This is a genomic window from Streptococcus oralis (genome assembly GCF_001578705.1).
In the GTDB taxonomy this organism is placed as follows: Bacteria; Bacillota; Bacilli; order Lactobacillales; family Streptococcaceae; genus Streptococcus; species Streptococcus oralis_J.
On sequence record NZ_KQ969037.1, the window covers coordinates 1,169,590 to 1,188,840 of the forward strand.

General features: G+C 43.5%; 10 protein-coding genes and 1 pseudogene. 3 read left to right on the plus strand and 8 right to left on the minus strand.

What is annotated here, in order from left to right; translation table 11 throughout:
• The first annotated feature begins 6 nt into the window (after nt 1–6).
• A complete protein-coding gene (locus SORDD05_RS05770; RefSeq protein WP_061417716.1) occupies nt 7–561 on the plus strand; it encodes a GNAT family N-acetyltransferase in 555 nt (184 codons plus the stop codon).
• 56 nt (nt 562–617) lie between these two features.
• Here SORDD05_RS05770 and recA read toward each other — a convergent pair whose 3' ends face one another.
• The 8 genes from recA to rpoB form a co-directional block, all read right to left on the minus strand.
• A complete protein-coding gene (gene recA, locus SORDD05_RS05775; RefSeq protein ID WP_061417719.1) occupies nt 618–1,736 on the minus strand; it encodes a recombinase RecA in 1,119 nt (372 codons plus the stop codon).
• Between the two features lie 83 nt (nt 1,737–1,819).
• The gene (locus tag SORDD05_RS05780) at nt 1,820–3,076 is read right to left on the minus strand and encodes a competence/damage-inducible protein A (RefSeq protein ID WP_061417722.1); all 1,257 of its coding nucleotides are present in this window, start codon (nt 3,074–3,076) and stop codon (nt 1,820–1,822) included.
• Nucleotides 3,077–3,149: 73 nt separating this feature from the next.
• Nucleotides 3,150–4,184: a glycopolymer--peptidoglycan transferase LytR gene (gene brpA / locus SORDD05_RS05785; RefSeq protein ID WP_061417727.1), complete on the minus strand. Its 1,035-nt coding sequence runs from the start codon at nt 4,182–4,184 to the stop codon at nt 3,150–3,152.
• Between the two features lie 4 nt (nt 4,185–4,188).
• Nucleotides 4,189–4,710 (minus strand): GNAT family N-acetyltransferase, encoded by a 522-nt coding sequence (locus SORDD05_RS05790; protein ID WP_061417730.1) that lies wholly within the window; start codon nt 4,708–4,710, stop codon nt 4,189–4,191.
• Nucleotides 4,700–5,143, minus strand: a complete 444-nt coding sequence (gene tsaE, locus SORDD05_RS05795) for a tRNA (adenosine(37)-N6)-threonylcarbamoyltransferase complex ATPase subunit type 1 TsaE (protein WP_061417733.1) — start codon at nt 5,141–5,143, stop codon at nt 4,700–4,702. The genes SORDD05_RS05790 and tsaE overlap by 11 nt, the downstream gene beginning before the upstream one ends.
• Before the next feature lie 103 nt (nt 5,144–5,246).
• Nucleotides 5,247–5,870, minus strand: a complete 624-nt coding sequence (locus tag SORDD05_RS05800; RefSeq protein ID WP_081102463.1) for a hypothetical protein — start codon at nt 5,868–5,870, stop codon at nt 5,247–5,249.
• A 205-nt stretch (nt 5,871–6,075) separates the two neighbouring features.
• Nucleotides 6,076–9,741, minus strand: a complete 3,666-nt coding sequence (gene rpoC, locus SORDD05_RS05805; protein ID WP_061417736.1) for a DNA-directed RNA polymerase subunit beta' — start codon at nt 9,739–9,741, stop codon at nt 6,076–6,078.
• Between the two features lie 32 nt (nt 9,742–9,773).
• Nucleotides 9,774–13,385 (minus strand): DNA-directed RNA polymerase subunit beta, encoded by a 3,612-nt coding sequence (gene rpoB / locus SORDD05_RS05810; RefSeq protein ID WP_061417739.1) that lies wholly within the window; start codon nt 13,383–13,385, stop codon nt 9,774–9,776.
• A gap of 441 nt (nt 13,386–13,826) precedes the next feature.
• On the opposite strand from rpoB, the gene SORDD05_RS05815 reads away from it, so the two are divergent.
• On the plus strand, nt 13,827–17,543 hold the full coding sequence (locus SORDD05_RS05815; RefSeq protein ID WP_061417742.1) for a pullulanase: 3,717 nt from the start codon (nt 13,827–13,829) through the stop codon (nt 17,541–17,543).
• 310 nt (nt 17,544–17,853) lie between these two features.
• Nucleotides 17,854–19,205, plus strand: a pseudogene (locus SORDD05_RS09850) (transposase).
• The last annotated feature ends 46 nt before the right edge of the window (nt 19,206–19,251 follow it).

Genomic DNA, 19,251 nt, shown 5'->3' on the forward strand with positions numbered 1-19,251 from the left:
TCACTTATGAGTTTGACCAGTCAATTAATAACCGATGTGTTTCCAGATCTTGATAAGGTTGAAAAGCTAAACAAGGAAGCTTTCCCCGAGGAAGAACGAGTCCCTCTGTCAGAGTTCTTACGCTATCAGGACCGAGATGACGCGCACTTTTTTGCCTTTTATAACGAAGAAGAGTTTGTTGGCTTTGCCTTCTCCATCTCCAATCAAAAAGCCTTCTATATCAGCTTTTTTGCCATCATGCCTCACTTGAGGAGCCATGGGTACGGAAAGGAAATCATCGAAAAGCTGACTGATTTTTACCAGCGAACCATGTTGCTGGAAGTCGAGCGATTGGATGAAGAATGCAATAACTTGGAGCAGAGAAAGGCCCGCATGGATTTCTATCACCAAAATGGTTTCAAAACAGCCAACGCTTTTCTAGAGTACGAAGGTTTGAGTTTTGAAATTCTCTACCGTGGCGACCATTTCGATGAGGAAGCCTATCGCGACATCTTCCAAAAGTTACAGGATGAGCATTATTTCGACTTTCATATCGAGTATCGTCGTTTCAGTGATCATTAGTTCTTTCATCTGAAACAAACATAAAAAGTAGCAGATAGGAACTGCTACTTTTTATGTCATTCTTCAATTTCGATTTCAAGTCCATCGCCTAGGTCAAGCGTTACTTCTTGGTTAGGTGCCAGATCTTCAGCGACAGAAGTAGGGGTTGTCCCTTTTTCATCTTCAATCAAGCCATATTGAACACGAACTTGATGGTCGATGGCATCAAAGATCTCTGGGTGATCTGCCAAGTATTTCTTAGCATTTTCAGATCCTTGTCCGATTTTTTCACCTTTGTACGAGTACCAAGCTCCTGCTTTTTGGATGATATCCAAATCGCTTGCAATCTTCAAGAGCTCACCGGTCTTAGAAATTCCTTCTCCGTACATGATTTCAACAAAGGCTTCCTTAAATGGTGGAGCCACCTTGTTTTTCACGACCTTGATCTTGGTTTCCTTACCGACATTGGTATCTTTTTGGTCACCAGTTCCCTTGATTTGTGTGCTTCCACGAACATCCAAACGGACTGAAGCGTAGAATTTCAAAGCACGTCCACCAGGGGTTGTTTCTGGGTTTCCAAACATGACCCCAACTTTTTCACGCAATTGGTTGATAAAGATGGCAATTGTTTTAGTCTTATTGATAGAAGCTCCGAGTTTACGCATGGCTTGGCTCATCATACGAGCCTGCAAACCAACGTGGCTGTCTCCAATGTCTCCATCAATTTCTGCACGAGGTACAAGGGCAGCAACTGAGTCGATAACGACGAGGTCAACTGCACCTGAGTCAATCAATTTCCCTGCAATTTCAAGACCTTGCTCACCTGAGTCTGGTTGTGACAAGAGCAACTCATCAATGTTTACACCAAGGGCCGCAGCATAGGCTGGGTCAAGCGCATGTTCCGCATCGATAAAGGCTGCAATACCACCTTCTTTCTGTGCTTGCGCGACAGCGTGAAGGGCAACTGTTGTCTTACCAGATGATTCTGGCCCATAGATTTCGATGATACGTCCCTTAGGATAACCACCTGAACCAAGAGCAATGTCAAGAGCCAAGGAACCTGAACTCATGACTTGCACTTTTTGCTCCGCACGCTCACCCAAGCGCATGATTGAGCCTTTACCGAAGTCTTTCTCGATCAATTTAAGGGCATCGTTCAAGGCTTTTTCACGATCCGCTCCAAACTTTTTTGAAATTTCATCTAATTTTTTGGTTTTTTCGCCATTCTATTCTCCTGTATTCTAATAGTCCTAAGACCTATCTACTATTATATCAAAAGTTAGTCACTTAATAAAGCCTTGCGAACTAGGTTAAAGGCATGCATGACCGCAATCTGACGAACATCTGCTCGGCTCCGCCCTGCAATATTAGCCTTGATCACCTCTGTCCCTTTCGCATGTGCCAGTCCAATAAAAACTGTACCAGCTGGATGCCCCTCTAAGCTATCTGGTCCTGCCACACCCGTCAAACTAACTCCGTAGTCAGACTGAGTCTTGAGTCGAGCCTGCTCTGCCATTTTTCGAGCCGTAAACTCAGAAACGACCCCGTGCTCTTTTAGCTCTTGCTCGGAAATATCCAACATCTTGGACTTTTCTTCTAGGCTGTAAGTGACAAAACCGCCATTAAAGATGGCTGAAACGCCCGAAAAGTCTGCTAAAGTAGCCTGAAAAAGACCTGCGGTCAAGCTTTCTGCCGCAGTAATGCTTTTCTGTCTCTTCTTTAGCTCTTCTACAACGACACTTGCTAGGCTGGTCTCCTCCCCATATCCATAACAGATGTCTCGAAGAGAAAGTTCCTCGAAAGTCTGGCGATCTAAGATTTGATTTTCCAAGGTGTCCAATGCTTGATCAGCCTTTTCTTGACTGACTGCTTTTGTAGACAAGCGCAAGGTTACCTCTCCCGTTTTGGCATAAGGAGCTAAGGTCGGATCAGTTTGATGGTCAATCAAATCCGCCAAAATGGTCACCAACTGACTTTCACCAATCCCAAAGAAACGGAGCACACGGGAATACAGCTTGCTGCCTGTCATCAGCTTAGGCAAGAGTTGATTTAAGACCATGGGTTTCAACTCGCTTGGCGGTCCTGGAAGGACCACATAGGTCACGCCATCCACTTCCAACACCCCTCCTACTGCTAAACCTGTCTCATTTGGCAGTGGAGTTGCCCCTTCTACAATTTGTGCTTGGCGCTCATTATTTGGTGTCCGAGCATAGTCAGGTCTATGAGCAAAAAAGATATCCAGTTTTTCTTGTACTTGAGGATCAAACACTAAGTTTTTTCCCAAAAATTTTGCCAGAGTTTGTTTGGTCAAATCATCCTCAGTTGGTCCCAACCCCCCTGTCAAAATGACTAGACTGCTACGCGAGCTCGCAATCTCTAGCAAGGACATGAGACGCGCTTCATTATCTCCGACAGCTGTTTGGAAGTAGACATCTACTCCAATTTCTGCTAGCTTTTCTGATAAAAACTGGGCGTTGGTATTGACGATCTGCCCTGTTAAAATTTCCGTTCCTACAGCAATGATTTCTGCTTTCATCTTTCCTCCTACCTATCTATTCGGATTCTTTTTGAAAAAATCGCAGGAAAGTCCCACGATTTGATTCTTTGTTTTATTCTATCTCTTCGTTTGAAGCATTTGTGGAAGGTGCTGTTCGACCATAAAGATTTTCATACAGAACAGCGTTGGTCTCCAACTCTGCTACGTCCTCTCTCCCTAGGGAACGACGCAAGAGATTTTGCATTTCTAGCATATGCTCTCTCGTTACGATTTGGTAAGAGATTCCTTGCAACTCAGCATCTTCACCACGAAGTTGATGAGTTTCGATGTTTTTAAAGGAATCTTGGTAACCAAGTAGTTGTGGGATACTGGAGGCAGACAAATCAACATTTGTCTGCATATTATCACTAAGCGCTTTTAAGATAGCTTGATAATGACTGATACTATTGAGGCTCAAGACCTTTTCCATAATCTTTTGAATGACTTCACGTTGACGTTTTTGACGACCATAGTCTCCCTCAGGATCCTGATAACGCATCCGTGAATAGACCAGGGCTTCCTCACCATTCAAAGTTTGCTCACCGACTCCAATCGAGATTTTATTAAATTCTTCCTGATCAGCAATCGAAATTGGAAAACCGAGTGTGTTATTTACTGTGATGCCCCCAACTGCATCAACTAGCTGTTGGAGTCCTTGCATGTTGACCATCACATAACGATCGATATGAATGTTCATCATTTTTTGAATTGTTGAAATAGCCAACTCTGCACCGCCATTGGCATAGGCCGCATTGAGTTTGGCTTCCTGAACTTGACCGTTTCCAGTCTCAATCTTGGTCAAAATATCCCGTTCTAAACTCATCATAGTGGTTTTCTTGGTTTTCGGATTGACTGTCAGAAGAATCATGGAATCACTATTCCCCGCCCAGGGGTCTGTACGTTCCACATTTCCCGTATCCACCCCCATCAAGAGAATAGTTAAAGGCTCTGTCGCTTCGATAACGTTGGTTTCTTCACCAATTTTCTTATAAGTTTTTTTACTTAAGGTTTCAGTTCCTTGATAATAAATAGTATAGGCATACGCACCTACACCTAAAGCCGTTACTGTTAGAAAAGCTAATAGCATTCCGATTATTTTTTTTACCATCTTATCATTTATCTATCAGTCTACCCATCAGGTAAACGTCTAAAAATATCCCTTCTTTTAAATAGGCTCCTCTTTCTTGTAAGCCTTCTGTAACAAATCCAAATTTTGAATAGAGGTGGATAGCTGCCTCGTTGCGCTTTTGTACACTGAGCTGCAAACGACGCAGAACTCCACTAGTTTTAGCCCACTCAATTCCCTCTTCAAGGAGTATGCTTCCTAAGCCATGATTCCAAAACTTCCTTTGGATGACCAAAAAGATATCCCCGATGTGACGAATCCGTATACGTTGCTCTGCCGTGATGTTCAAAACACCTGCAATTTCATCATTCAGGAGGGCTAGGAGAGTGATTTGATTATCTGAAGTCGCTTGCTTTTCAATAAAAAGCGCCATTTCAGATTCTGTCATCAGGATACCATTTTCATCCAAACTGGTGAAATCTGTCTCCTGACCAACTAAATCCAAGAATGCAACCAAAGCAGCAGCATCCTGAGCTTCAGCCTCACGAATACAAAGTTCATACTCCATCTTGAAGCTCCTTAATCAATTCCTCAGCACGAGAACCCTGAGCGGTAAAATAGAGGCGACGACCCTCAGCCTCTTTCAAGAGTTCCAACTCCAAGTAGGAATCTGGTAAATCCTCACCCAAAAGATGTCCCCACTCGATAACGGTCACTCCACCACCAAAGAGAAACTCATCCAAGTCAATCGAATCAGCATCCCCCTCAATCCGATAGACATCCAAGTGGTAGAGCGGAAGGCGACCCTCATACTCTCTCACGATGGTGTAGGTTGGACTTTTGATCATCTGACGAATCCCTAAGCCCTTGGCAAGACCCTTTGTAAAGGTTGTTTTACCAGCACCCAATTCACCAGACAGGATCAAAACATCATTTTTTTGGAGCAAGGTTCCTAGGCGTTCTCCCAGATTGATCAGCTCTTCTTCATTTTTTGTGTACATGCTACTATTATACCAAAAAGTTCTATTTTATGTAAATTTTCTTTACAAACTTACTATAATAAATTTGGTAAAATAAGGAATTTTTATTGATAGAAAAGCGTTTTTAGAAGAATATACACATGGCGCTAACAAGTAAAATATCTCGGATCACATGACCGTAAAAAGAAAATTCTCTTCTCATAGATTTTGGAAACAAAAACCGAGCAAAAATGAAGCCTAAACCAACATAAAAAACAATAGATAAAACCGTCATTGGATTTCTTAAGAACAGCAAGGTTGCGAGAACTGTCAGGATAACTGTTTTTTTCTTATTGAGAGTGGTTCCCAAATCTCGGCTGTATTTTTCAAATGGTAAAAAGACAAGTAAATCAATCCCAAACAAGAAAAAGAAGGAGGGCAAGAAAAGATCTACCAGCTCTTGCTGAACAGCTGTCTGTGTTAAAATAGTCTCCGACAACACCAGACAGACGCCTACTAGGTTTAAAACCAACAAGATACTATAAAATAGTTTCACTTTTTTCTGACTGTTTATAATGCTATGAACATCCTGATCTCGAGTATAAAAGAAATTCATCCCTGCGCACAGACCTGATGCCAATACGATAAACACTAGAAAATAGGCGCTTGATTGCTTTAAGGTTAAGATGGCTCCCTTCCACAGTAAACAGCTACTCAGACTAATCTGGATCAAAGCCAGCAACAATAAGATGCGAATTGATTTTATCATTTTCAGTTCTCCCTTCGTATACATGATTATACTCTGCGAGAAAGATAAAAATTCCCCTCTCGTCTCAAATGTCCAATTTTGACGCTCAACTGACAAAAATGAAAAATAGTTGAAGCGTTTTGAGAGATATTGCGTCGTGCTCACCTAACCCCAATAGGCAGAGGTGTAAAACAAAAGAGAACCCGAAGGTTCCCTTATTTGCTTCTTATTTTACTGTTTCTTCAACTTGGATTTCCACAGTTTCATCTACTGGAGCAAGTTCTGAATCTTCTTGTTCTGGAGCCAGATATTCTGCTTCATTGATAGCTTGTGGTTCAAGGTTACGGTAGCGAGCCATACCAGTACCTGCTGGGATGATCTTACCGATGATAACATTTTCCTTGAGTCCAAGGAGATGATCTTTCTTACCACGGATAGCTGCATCTGTAAGGACACGAGTTGTTTCCTGGAAGGAAGCCGCTGACAAGAAACTATTAGTTTCAAGTGAGGCTTTGGTGATTCCCATAAGGACTGGACGACCAGTCGCTGGAACTCCACCTGCGATAAGAACATCTTTGTTGGCATCTGTAAAGTCGTTGATATCCATGAGGGTACCCATGAGAAGATCTGTATCACCTGGATCCATGACACGAACTTTACGAATCATTTGACGAACCATTACCTCAATGTGTTTGTCACCGATTTCTACCCCTTGGCTACGGTAAACTTTTTGCACCTCACCGAGGAGGTAGGTTTCAACTGACAAGACATCGCGAACAGCGAGGAGACGTTTTGGTTGGATAGATCCCTCTGTCAATGCTGCACCACGAGAGACTTGGTCTCCAACTTCGACACGCATACGTGCTGTAAATGGCACCACGTACTCACCTTCACCAGTTTCACCCTTAACAAAGACTTTCTTGGTACGAGTTGAAGCATCTTCTTCGATTGCTGTGACCTCACCCTTGACTTCAGTGATGACCGCTTCCCCTTTAGGATTGCGGGCTTCAAAGATTTCTTGGACACGAGGAAGACCCTGAGTGATATCGGTATTTGAGGCAACCCCACCCGTGTGGAAGGTACGCATTGTAAGCTGTGTACCAGGTTCCCCGATAGATTGGGCAGCGATTGTACCAACTGCTTCACCAACTTCAACCGCATCACCAGTCGCCAAGTTGATACCGTAACAGTGACGGCAGACACCATGACGAGTGTTACATGTAAATACAGAACGGATAGTCACTTCTTCCACACCAGCATTGACAATTTCACGCGCCTTGTCTTCTGTAATCAACTCATTTGGACCGATGATCACTGCACCAGTTTCTGGGTGTTTAACAGTTTTCTTAGTGTAACGACCATTGAGGCGTTCTTCGAGAGACTCGATCATCTCTTTTCCTTCTGCTATAGAGCGGATCAAGAGACCACGGTCTGTTCCACAGTCGTCCTCACGAATGATAACGTCTTGGGCAACGTCAACCAAACGACGAGTCAAGTAACCTGAGTCGGCTGTCTTAAGGGCCGTATCGGTCATACCCTTACGGGCACCATGAGTTGAGAAGAACATTTCGAGTACTGACAAACCTTCGCGGAAGTTTGAAAGGATTGGCAATTCCATGATACGTCCGTTCGGAGCGGCCATCAGACCACGCATACCGGCAAGCTGTGAGAAGTTTGAGATGTTACCACGGGCTCCAGAGTCCATCATCATAACGATTGGGTTCTTAGGATCTTGGTTGGCAACCAAACGTTTCTCCAATTTTTCACGGGCTGCACGCCATTCAGCTGTAACAGCGTTGTAGCGCTCATCGTCTGTAATCATACCACGACGGAATTGTTTGGTGATTTGTTCTACACGTTTGTGTGATTCTTCGATGATTTCAGCCTTGTCTTCAACAACTGGGATATCGGCAATACCCACTGTCAAACCTGCAAGAGTTGAGTGGTGGTAACCGAGGTTCTTCATGCGGTCAAGTAGGGCAGAAGTTTCTGTCGTACGGAAACGTTTGAAGATTTCAGCGATGATATTTCCAAGGTTTTTCTTCTTGAACGGAGGGTTAAGTTCAAGATTGCTGATTGCTTCCTTGATATCTCCACCTAGTGGCAAGAAGTATTTAGCTGGAACACCTTCTGTTAAGTTGGCATTTGTAGGTTCTTGCAAATAAGGTAGCCCCTCTGGCATGATGTCGTTGAAGAGGATTTTACCAACTGTTGTCAGCAAGACCTTGTGTTTTTGCTCTTCAGTCCAAGGTTTGTTGAGGCTATCTGTCGCGATACCAACACGTGAGTGGAGGTGAACATAACCATTGCGGTAAGCCATAACAGCTTCGTCACGGTCTTTGAAGACCATTCCTTCACCTTCACGACCAGCTTCTTCCATGGTCAAGTAGTAGTTACCCAAAACCATGTCCTGAGAAGGAGTAACAACTGGTTTACCATCTTTCGGGTTCAAGATATGCTCAGCAGCCAACATCAAGATACGAGCTTCTGCTTGAGCTTCTTCTGAAAGCGGTACGTGGATGGCCATTTGGTCCCCGTCAAAGTCGGCATTGTAGGCTTCACAGACAAGTGGGTGCAAGCGAAGGGCCTTACCATCAATCAAGACTGGCTCGAAGGCTTGGATACCCAAACGGTGAAGGGTCGGTGCGCGGTTCAAAAGCACTGGGTGTTCTTTGATTACTTCTTCAAGAATATCCCAGATACGTTCGTCTCCGCGTTCTACCAAGCGTTTAGCTGCCTTGACGTTTTGCACGATGTCACGGGCAACGATTTCACGCATGACGAATGGTTTAAAGAGTTCAATCGCCATTTCACGTGGCACACCACATTGGTACATCTTAAGAGTTGGACCAACGGCGATAACGGAACGTCCTGAGAAGTCAACACGTTTACCGAGCAAATTTTGACGGAAGCGTCCTTGTTTACCTTTAAGCATGTGGCTCAATGATTTCAGTGGACGGCTACCTGGTCCTGTGATCGGACGACCACGACGACCGTTGTCAATTAAAGCGTCAACCGCTTCTTGAAGCATACGCTTCTCATTTTGAACGATGATACCTGGTGCATTCAACTCAAGCAAGCGAGCCAAACGGTTGTTACGGTTGATAACACGACGGTAAAGGTCGTTCAAGTCAGATGAGGCAAAACGGCCACCATCCAACTGCAACATTGGACGAAGATCTGGTGGAATAACTGGAAGGATGTTGAGAATCATCCATTCAGGTTTATTTCCAGACTTGTAAAAGGCATCCAAAACATCCAAACGACGGATAGCTTTGACACGTTTTTGTCCAGTAGCTGTTTTCAACTCTTCTTTGAGTTCAGCAATTTCTTTTTCAAGATCTACTTGTTTCAAAAGGTCTTGGATAGCTTCGGCACCCATCTTGGCAACGAATGATCCATAGCCATACTCACGCAAGCGCTCACGGTATTCGCGCTCTGTCATGATAGACTTGTGCTCAAGTGGTGTATCCTTAGGATCAATCACCACATAAGCCGCAAAGTAGATAACTTCCTCGAGGGCACGAGGGCTCATATCAAGGGTTAAGCCCATACGACTTGGAATCCCCTTGAAATACCAGATGTGAGATACAGGAGCTTTCAACTCGATGTGCCCCATACGCTCACGACGAACTTTTGTACGCGTTACTTCAACCCCACAGCGGTCACAAACAATCCCTCTGTAACGAATGCGTTTGTACTTACCACAAGCACATTCCCAGTCTTTTGTAGGACCAAAGATGACTTCGTCAAAGAGTCCTTCACGTTCTGGTTTCAACGTACGGTAATTGATTGTTTCAGGTTTTTTGACTTCTCCATAAGACCATGAACGGACTTTGCTTGGAGAAGCTAGGGTGATTTGCATACTTTTAAAACGATTTACATCAACCACTATTTCTTCCCTTTCTATTCTAAGTGAACTGCTTATTCTTGTTCAGCAGCTTCTTCTGTTGCTTCCGCTTTTGTTGCTTTCTCAGCTTCTTCAGCTTCAAAGGCTGCTTTAGCCTCTTGGGCTGCTTTTTCGCGGGCTTTTTCAAGGTCATCTACGTGGATGACATCTTCGTCCATTCCTTCATCCAAGTCGCGAAGTTCCACTTCTTGGTCATCTTCGTCAAGAACACGCATGTCAAGACCAAGAGATTGCAATTCTTTTACAAGAACTCGGAAGGATTCTGGAACACCTGGTTTTGGAATTGGTTTTCCTTTTGTAATAGCTTCATAAGCTCTCAAACGTCCGTTGATATCGTCAGATTTGTAAGTCAAGATTTCTTGAAGAACATTTGACGCACCGTAGGCTTCAAGAGCCCAAACCTCCATCTCACCGAAACGTTGTCCACCAAACTGAGCTTTACCTCCAAGTGGCTGTTGAGTAACGGTTGAGTAAGGTCCGACTGAACGCGCGTGCAATTTATCATCAACCATGTGGTGGAGTTTGATCATGTACATGACACCAACTGATACACGGTTGTCAAACGGCTCACCAGTACGGCCATCGTAAAGGATTGTTTTAGCATCGCTGTCCATACCTGCTTCTTTGACAGTGTCCCAAAGGTCTTCAGAACTTGCTCCGTCAAAGACTGGTGTTGCGATGTGGATACCAAGAGTACGGGCTGCCATACCAAGGTGGAGTTCCATAACCTGACCGATATTCATACGTGATGGCACCCCAAGTGGGTTCAACATGATATCGACTGGGGTTCCGTCTGGAAGGTAAGGCATGTCTTCTACAGGAACGATACGAGAGACAACCCCTTTGTTTCCGTGACGTCCGGCCATCTTATCTCCGACCTTGATCTTACGTTTTTGAGCGATGTAGACGCGAACCAGCATGTTAACGCCTGATTGCAGCTCATCTCCATTTGCACGTGTAAAGATCTTAACATCACGAACGACACCATCGGCACCGTGTGGTACACGAAGAGAAGTATCACGCACTTCACGAGACTTGTCTCCGAAGATAGCGTGCAAGAGACGTTCTTCAGCTGAGAGGTCTTTCTCACCCTTAGGTGTGACTTTCCCTACAAGGATGTCCCCTTCTTTAACTTCGGCACCAATACGGATAATTCCCATTTCGTCAAGGTTTTTAAGGGCATCTTCCCCAACGTTTGGAATTTCACGAGTAATTTCTTCAGGCCCAAGCTTTGTATCACGCGTTTCTGATTCGTATTCTTCGAGGTGGACAGATGTGTAGACATCGTCTTTGACCAAGCGTTCGCTCATGATAACGGCATCCTCAAAGTTGTAACCTTCCCATGTCATGTAGGCAACGATTGGGTTTTGTCCAAGTGCCATTTCCCCTTTTTCCATAGAAGGTCCGTCAGCGATAAAGTCGCCTTTTTCAACGACATCGCCAACTTTAACGAGAGTGCGTTGGTTGTAAGCAGTACCTGAGTTTGAACGACGGAATTTTTGGATATGGTAAACATCTAGCGAACCATCTTCACGGCGTACTTCTACCTTGTCAGCATCTGCGTAAGTAACTTTACCATCATACTGAGCAATAACAGCTGCACCTGAGTCATGAGCTGCTTGGTATTCCATACCAGTACCAACGTAAGGCGCTTTTGGATCGATCAATGGTACAGCCTGACGTTGCATGTTGGCACCCATGAGGGCACGGTTGGAGTCATCGTTTTCCAAGAAAGGAATACATGCAGTCGCAACGGCAACTACTTGTTTTGGTGACACGTCCATGTAGTCAACAACATTAGCTGGATACTCTTGGTTGACCCCTTGGTGACGTCCCATGACAACTTTCTCAGCAAATGTTCCATCTTCATTCAGACGAGAATTGGCCTGTGCTACAGTAAATTCATCTTCTTCATCGGCTGTCAACCAAACGATTTCGTTGGTCACAACACCTGTTTCACGGTCAACCTTACGGTATGGTGTTTGAACAAAACCATATTTGTTCAAGTGCCCGTAAGATGACAAGTTATTGATCAAACCGATGTTAGGTCCTTCAGGTGTCTCGATTGGACACATACGTCCATAGTGAGTATAGTGCACGTCACGTACTTCATATCCAGCACGGTCACGAGTCAAACCACCAGGTCCTAAGGCTGACAAACGGCGTTTGTGAGACAACTCAGAAAGCGGGTTGTGTTGGTCCATGAACTGCGACAACTGTGATGAACCAAAGAATTCTTTAACCGCAGCTGTTACAGGACGGATATTGATGATTTGTTGTGGTGTCAAGACTTCATTGTCTTGAACAGACATACGTTCACGGACATTACGTTCCATACGAGAAAGCCCAAGACGTACTTGGTTGGCAAGCAATTCACCAACTGCACGGATACGACGGTTTCCAAGGTGGTCGATATCATCCACACGGCCGATACCTTCCGCCAAGTTGAGGAAGTAGCTCATTTCAGCAAGGATATCCGCAGGAGTTACAACACGAACCTTGTCGTCTGGATTAGCATTTCCGATGATGGTTACAACACGGTCTGGGTCCGTTGGGGCAACAACCTTAAATTTTTGAAGCACAACTGGTTCTGTCAGAACAGCTGCATCGTTTGGAATATAAACGATCTTGTTCAAGTCGCCATCCAAGTGACTCTCGATACTTTCAATCACGCTACGAGTCATAACGGTACCCGCTTCTACCAAGATTTCACCAGTTTCAGGGTCTACCAATGGCTCAGCGATGGTTTGGTTGAGCAAGCGTGTCTTGATGTTCAATTTTTTATTGATCTTATAACGACCAACAGCTGCCAAATCGTAGCGACGTGGATCAAAGAAACGAGCCACAAGCAAGCTACGTGAGCTTTCAGCAGTCTTAGGCTCACCTGGACGAAGGCGTTCGTAGATTTCTTTCAAGGCTTCGTCTGTACGAGAGTCCATTGGATTCTTGTGGATATCTTTTTCAACAGTATTGCGAACCAACTCACTATCACCAAAGATATCAAAGATTTCATCATCACCTGAGAAACCAAGCGCACGAACCAAGGTCGTAAATGGAATCTTACGAGTACGGTCGATACGAGTATAAGCGATGTCTTTTGAGTCGCTTTCAAGTTCCAACCAAGCTCCACGGTTAGGGATAACAGTAGAACCGTAACCCACTTTACCGTTCTTATCTACTTTGTCATTAAAGTAAACACCTGGTGAGCGGACCAACTGAGAAACGATAATACGTTCACCACCATTGATGATGAAAGTACCCATTTCGGTCATGATTGGGAAATCACCAAAGAAGACTTCTTGAGTCTTGATTTCGCCTGTTTCTTTATTAATCAAGCGGAAGGTTACAAAAATTGGTGCTGAGTAGCTAGCATCGTGGATACGTGCTTCTTCGAGCGTGTATTTTGGTTCCTTGATTTCATAGCCAACAAATTCCAACTCCATTGTGTCTGTGAAGTTTGAAATTGGCAATACATCTTCAAACACTTCCTTAAGACCGTGATCTAGGAAATCTTTGAATGAATCCGTTTGAATTTCAATCAAATTTGGTAAGTCAAGAACTTCTTTGATTCTTGAAAAACTACGACGGGTACGATGTTTCCCGTATTGAACGTCATGTCCTGCCAAGATGATTCTCCTTTGTAAATAAGTTCCAAGCCTTGTCAATCAGGCTTTTCTAATCGTCATATGGTTTTTTAAACCCCTATCACCGTGTCCCTTTGATGAATTTTCAGAATCTTTAAATCTTTGTTACAAACACTCAAAAACCTGAAAAAAAGCACAAAAAGAGCAGCTAAATCTGACTTTTTCAGAAGATTTAACTGCTGTGAGCCTTGTCTGGACAATATTTCAGACAAAACCTACGACAAATGATTACTCATATTATACCTTATTTAGCTAGATTTTTCAAGATTTTTTACCATTTTTCAAACAATTTTTTCCTATATATTATTGCTAAATTTCAAGAGAATGAAGCATTATATTTTCTCTCAAAAATTAGGAAAACGCTTGCATTAATGTTTACCTCGTGCTATACTGATAGGGAACAACTACACAAGGAGAATTGTGATGAAAAAGATCCCATCTCAAACTGAGAAAAAAATGATTTACGGTATTCGTTCCTTGAAGAACGGAACTGGTTCTGTCCTTATTGGTGCTAGTATTGTCCTACTTTCTGCTGCAATGCCAACTATTTCGGCCAACGAAAACCTTCCTCAAACTCAGGAGAATACTAGCGTAGTGACCAAGGCTCCTACTGAGACTGAAACTAGTCAAACTCAAAAGGAAACGCCTATTTCTGAACAAAAGAATGCAAACGCTTCCCTTGACGCTAAAAAAGAAGCTACAGCTGCGGAAACTACTACAGCACCAGAAACACCTAAAACAGAAGATGCTACTACAAGCCAGGCTAACAGCAAGGAAGAGAAAGTAGATGCCAGCACTTCAACGCCAACTTCAGATCAAAAACCACAAGCTGACACATCTTCTGAAGAACCCATCGCAGACAACCACTTCCGTATCCATGTAAAAAAACTCCCTGAAGAAAACAAAGATTCTCAAGGTCTTTGGACTTGGGACGATGTTGAAAAGCCGTCTGAAAACTGGCCCAATGGAGCCAAGTCCTTCAAGGATGCCAAGCAAGATGACTACGGCTATTATCTAGATGTCAAACTCAAAAATGAGCAAGCCAAGAAAGTCAGCTTCCTTATCAACAATACCAAGGGGGATAACCTGACAGGGGATCGTTCTGTAGAGCGCCTCTCTCCAAAAATGAACGAGGCCTGGCTAGATGAAAACTACAAGGTATACAATTATCGCCCTCAACCAGCAGGAACTATTCGTGTCAACTACTACCGCACCGATGGCAACTATGACAAAAAATCTCTTTGGTATTGGGGCGATGTCAAAAACCCAAGCAGTGGAGAATGGCCTGACGGTACTGACTTTACCGCAACTGGAAAATATGGTCGCTACATTGATATCCCACTCAATGAAGCTGCGAGAGAATTTGGATTTTTATTACTAGACGAAAGCAAGAAAGGCGATGATGTGAAAATCAGAAAAGAAGATTATAAATTCACTGATCTAAAAAATCACAGTCAGATTTTCCTCAAAGATGATGACGAAACCATCTATACCAACCCCTACTACGTTCACGATATCCGTATGACTGGTGCCCAACACGTGGCTAAATCTCGTATCGAAAGCAGTTTTTCTACCCTCGTTGGAGCTAAGAAAGACGATATCCTCAAACACTCCAGCATCACTGATTACCAAGGGAATAAAGTAGCTATCACAGACGTGGAAGTGGATGAGACAGGTAAAAAAGTGACCTACATCGGCGACTTCTCTGACACCCAACACCCGTACACTGTCAGCTACAATTCAGACCGCTTTACCACACGTTCAAGCTGGCGCCTCAAGGATGAGTCCTACAGTTACGATGGTCCACTCGGCGCAACTCTAAAAGAAGATGGCAAGCGTGTTGACCTCACCCTCTGGTCTCCAAGCGCTGATAAGGTTTCCGTTGTCGTATATGACAAGAAAGATCCTGAAAAAGTAGTCGGAACTGTTGCCCTTGAAAAAGGAGAAAAAGGCACCTGGAAACAAACTCTGGATGCAAACTCTGGTCTCGGTATCAGCAACTACACTGGCTACTACTACCACTACCAAATCGAGCGCCAAGGTAAAACTGTCCTCGTTCTTGACCCTTATGCTAAATCGTTAGCAGCTTGGAACAGCGATCTTGCAAAAACAGACGCTGCCCATAAAGTTGCTAAGGCTGCCTTTGTCGATCCAGCGAAGTTAGGTCCGCAAGACTTGACCTATGGGAAGATTCGCAACTTCAAATCGCGTGAAGATGCCGTCATCTATGAAGCTCATGTGCGTGACTTCACTTCGGATCCTGCCATCGCAAAAGACTTGACCAAACCATTTGGTACCTTTGAAGCCTTTATCGAAAAACTAGACTATCTCAAAGACTTGGGTGTGACTCATATCCAACTCCTTCCAGTCTTGTCTTACTACTTTGTCAATGAATTGAAAAACCATGAACGTTTATCTGCCTACGCTTCAAGCAACAGCAACTACAACTGGGGATATGACCCTCAAAACTACTTCTCCTTGACTGGTATGTACTCAAGCGATCCTAAGGATCCAGAAAAACGAATTGCCGAATTCAAAAACCTCATCAACGAAATCCACAAACGTGGCATGGGGGCTATCTTGGACGTGGTCTACAACCATACTGCCAATGTTGACATTTTTGAAGATATTGAGCCAAACTACTATCACTTTATGGACGCAGACGGAACTCCACGTACTAGCTTTGGAGGCGGCCGTTTGGGAACTACCCACTACATGTCTAAACGTGTCTTGGTAGACTCTATCAAGTATCTGGTTGAAACTTACAAAGTAGATGGTTTCCGCTTCGATATGATGGGTGACCACGATGCTGCTTCAATTGAAGAAGCTTACAAGGCTGCACGCGCCCTCAATCCAAATCTTATCATGCTAGGTGAAGGCTGGAGAACCTATACTGGTGATGAAAATGCGCTTGTACAACCTGCCGACCAAGATTGGATGAAGAAAACAGATACTGTCGCTGTCTTTTCAGACGACATCCGCAACAACCTCAAGTCTGGCTATCCAAACGAAGGTCAACCTGCCTTTATAACAGGTGGCAAACGAGATATCAATACCATCTTTAAAAATCTCATTGCCCAACCAACCAACTTTGAAGCAGACAGTCCTGGAGATGTTATCCAGTATATCGCAGCCCATGATAACTTGACCCTCTTTGACATCATTGCCCAGTCGATCAAAAAAGACCCAAGCAAGGCTGAGAACTACGCTGAAATCCATCGCCGTTTGCGACTTGGAAACCTCATGGTCTTGACTGCTCAAGGAACTCCGTTTATCCACTCTGGTCAGGAATACGGACGTACCAAACAATTCCTTGATCCAGCCTATAAGACTCCTGTTCCAGACGATAAGGTTCCAAACAAGTCTCACTTGTTACGTGACAAAGACGGCAAGCCATTTGTCTATCCTTACTTTATCCATGACTCTTACGACTCTAGTGATGCTGTCAACAAGTTTGATTGGACCAAGGCTACAGATAGCAAAGCATATCCTGAAAATGTCAAGAGCCGTGACTACATGAAAGGATTGATCGCTCTTCGTCAATCTACAGACGCCTTCCGCCTCAAGAGTCTACAAGATATCAAAGAACGCGTCCAACTCATTACTGTCCCAGGCCAAAATGGTGTTGAAAAAGAAGACGTAGTCATCGGCTACCAAATCACCGCTCCAAATGGAGATGTCTACGCAGTCTTTGTCAATGCGGATAGTAAGGCTCGAGAATTCAACTTGGGAACTGCATTTGCTCACTTAAGAAAGGCCGAAGTTTTGGCTGATGAAAACCAAGCAGGATTCGTAGGAATTGCCAATCCTCAAGGTCTCGAATGGACCGAAAAAGGCTTGAAATTAAACGCTCTCACTGCTGTCGTTCTCCGCTTGTCTCAAGGTGGTGCCATTGTCGCTCCAGCTGTGGAAGAAAAACCAGAATTTGATTTTTCTAGCTTGAAAGTTGAACCAGAACAAGGCCAAGCTCAAAACCTAGCAGCCAATCCTGAAACTCAAGAAACTGCTGCAGAGGCTCACTCTCAGAACCTCCTTCCAAACACAGGAACTGAGAGCAAATCCCTCCTTGCCCTTGCTGGATTCAGCATCCTTGCCCTTCTTGGACTTGGATGGTTGATAAAAAACAAGAAAAAGAACTAACACTCAATGAAAATCAAAGAGTAAACTAGGAAATTAGCCACAGGCTGCTCAAAGCACAGCTTTGAGGTTGTAGATAAGGCGAAGCTGACCTGGTTTAAAGAGATTTTCGAAGAGTATAACCTAGCCCTCCTATAGAGAAAACACCCCATGGTTAGAAGAATCTTCTAGTCATGGGGTGTTGTTTGCAGGCTCTATAATATTTGTAGTGGGTAAATCCCCTATGGATATTATGGAGCCTATTTTGTTGTAGAAAAAAAGTCCCATAAGATCTATAATGAAAAGCGACCAAACCATCATTAGAAAGAATCATATGGAACCATTACATTTTATCACAAAACTACTCGATATTAAAGACCCTAATATCCAAATTATGGATGTTGTTAATAGAGATACCTTCAAGGAAATCATCGCTAAACTGGACTACGATGCCCCATCTTGTCCTGATTGCGGAACCCAAATGAAGAAATATGACTTCCAAAAAACCTCTAAGATTCCTTACCTTGAAATGACTGGTATGCCTACTAGAATTCTTCTGAAAAAACGTCGTTTCAAGTGCTATCATTGTTCGAAAATGTTGGTCGCTGAGACTTCTCTCGTCAAGAAAAAGCACCAAATCCCTCGTATTATCAACCAAAAAATTGCTCAAAAGTTGATTGAAAAGACCTCTATGACTGATATTACTTATCAGCTGGCCATTTCAACTTCAACTGTCATTCGCAAGCTCAATAACTTTCACTTTAAACATGACTTTAGCCGACTTCCTGAGATTATGTCCTGGGACGTTGAAACAGTCAGGGGAGTGACTGTTTCAATCGGGAGATAAAGATGAGTTTCATTGCGCAAGATTTTGACAAGCTCAATATCATCGCTGTCCTTGAAGGCAGGACACAAACTATCATCCGAAATCATTTTCTTCGCTACAATCAAGCCGTCCGTTGGCAGGTGAAAATCATTACGATGGATATATTTAGCCCTTACTATGACTTGGCTAAACGACTTCGCTTTCGAATTTCTAGGCTCAGGCTGAAACAGTCTACCAGACTGTTTCACTCCCAAATGCAAAAATTGTATTGGATCGCTTTCACATTGTGCAACACTTAAGCCGTGCTATGAGCCGTGTGCGGGTCCAAATCATGAACCAATTCGATAGAAAATCCCATGAATACAAGGCTATCAAGCGCTACTGGAAGCTCATTCAACAAGAAAGCCGTAAACTCAGCGATAAGAGATTTTATCGCCCTGCTTTTCGTATGCACTTAACGAATAGAGAAATTCTAGACAAGCTTTTGAGCTATTCAGAAGACTTAAAACACCACTATCATCTCTACCAACTCTTGCTTTTTCACTTTCAGAATAAGGAACCCGAGAAATTTTTCGGACTCATTGAGGACAATCTAAAGCTGGTTCATCCTCTTTTTCAGACTGTCTTTAAAACCTTCCTCAAAGATAAAGAGAACATTGTCAACGCCCTTCAACTACCCTATTCTAACGCAAAATTAGAGGCGACTAATAATCTCATTAAACTCATCAAACGAAATGCCTTTGGTTTTCGAAACTTTGAAAACTTCAAAAAATAGATTTTCATCACTCTGAACATAAAAAAAGAAAGGACAAAATTTGTCCTTTCTCGATCTTAGCTTTTCTTCAATCCACTACAGTTGACAAAGAGCCAAAAAAAGATACTCACTTAAGTATCTTAGTCAATAAA